The organism is Streptomyces sp. CO7 (assembly GCF_053474865.1).
Genome location: NZ_JBRIOU010000001.1, coordinates 25,741 through 27,088 on the forward strand (window position 1 = coordinate 25,741; position 1,348 = coordinate 27,088).

Annotated in this window: 1 protein-coding gene and 1 pseudogene; one reads left to right on the forward strand and one right to left on the reverse strand. The window is 75.8% G+C overall.

What is annotated here, in order from left to right:
* Window positions 1–417 (reverse strand): annotated as a pseudogene (locus ACOV8S_RS00115) (N-acetylmuramoyl-L-alanine amidase); the annotation flags it as partial.
* Window positions 418–556: 139 nt separating this feature from the next.
* Between ACOV8S_RS00115 and ACOV8S_RS00120 the strand changes: the two are divergent.
* A complete protein-coding gene (locus ACOV8S_RS00120; protein WP_448315111.1) occupies window positions 557–1,312 on the forward strand; it encodes a TIGR03089 family protein in 756 nt (251 codons plus the stop codon).
* Window positions 1,313–1,348 lie beyond the last annotated feature (36 nt).

Below are 1,348 nucleotides of genomic sequence, written 5' to 3' on the forward strand. Positions count from 1 at the left end.
GTGCTCGGGGTTTTGGTTCCCCAGTTCCTTCCAGTCCCCCCCCCCGCCGGTCGCGGCAGCGCGGGTGCGGACCTGGACCCGGCCGTGGAACTCGGCGTCCGGGTCGTCCCAGACCACGCCGACGAGGGAGAACGGCCGCACGTGCTGCCGGACGAGGCCCCGCTCGGCCCGGTCGGGGGCGGCGGTGGCGGCCCGGCGGCCGGCGAGGGGTGCGAGGGGCAGCGACTGGGTGGATCCGGCGTCCCGCGCCTCCGCCGCGACGGCGCGGAGGGCGGGTCCCTGCGCCATGGCGGGGGCCTGCGCCATGGCGGGGGCCGCCGCCACCACGGCGAGCGGGACGACCAGCGTGGTCGCGCAGGTGATGCCCAGTGAGGAGGTGAGGGAGGGGGCGAATGTGGAAGAGAGAAGTCCGCGCATACCCCAAATCCTGGACATAATCGGACATTCTTGTCCATCTCTCTCCTGACGGCCTGTCGGGCGTCGTTCCGCCGAACCGGTTGCGCCGACCCGTCTCCGGCGCCCCGGCGGCCTCCTCGCTGCGCGTAGGCTGGGGCCCGTGAACGCCACCGACCGCACCCCCGCCGACCTGCTGCGTTCCGCGCTCGCCGCGGATGCCGCGCGCCCCCTGGTGACCTTCTACGACGACGCCACCGGTGAGCGCGTCGAACTCTCCGTCGCCACGTTCGCCAATTGGGTGGCCAAGACGGCGAACTACCTCCAGGACGAGCTGTCCACCGAGCCGGGCGACCGGGTGGCGCTGCTGCTGCCCGGGCACTGGCAGACGGCCGTCTGGCTGATGGCCTGTCACTCCGTCGGCGTGGTCGCGGCTCCGGGCGGCGACCCGGGCGCGGCGGACCTGGTCGTCTCCGGGCCGGACACGCTGGAGGCCGCGCGGGCCTGCTCCGGGGAGCGGATCGCGCTCGCGCTGCGGCCGCTCGGCGGGCGCTTCCTCCAGCCCCCGGCGGGCTTCCGCGACTACGCGCTCGAAGTGCCGGGGATGGGCGACCGGTTCGTGCCGTACGCGCCCGTCGACCCGGACGAGCCCGCGCTGGTCGTCGCCGGCCGGGAGTGCAGCGGGGCCGAGGTGGTGGAGCGGGCACGGGCCGAGGCTCCCGGCCTCGGCCTGACCGGGCCCGCCTCACGGATCCTCAGCGCCCTGCCGTACGACACCTGGGCGGGCGTCGCGGCGGGTCTGTACGCGCCGCTGGCGATCGGCGGTTCGGTGGTCCTGTGCCGCAACCTCGACCAGCTCTCCGACGAGGCCCTGGCCAAGCGGGTGGACGCCGAGCGGGTCACCGCGACGGCACGCTGAGCCGCACGCCCTGCGCGGGCCGGGGCGGCCCCGAGC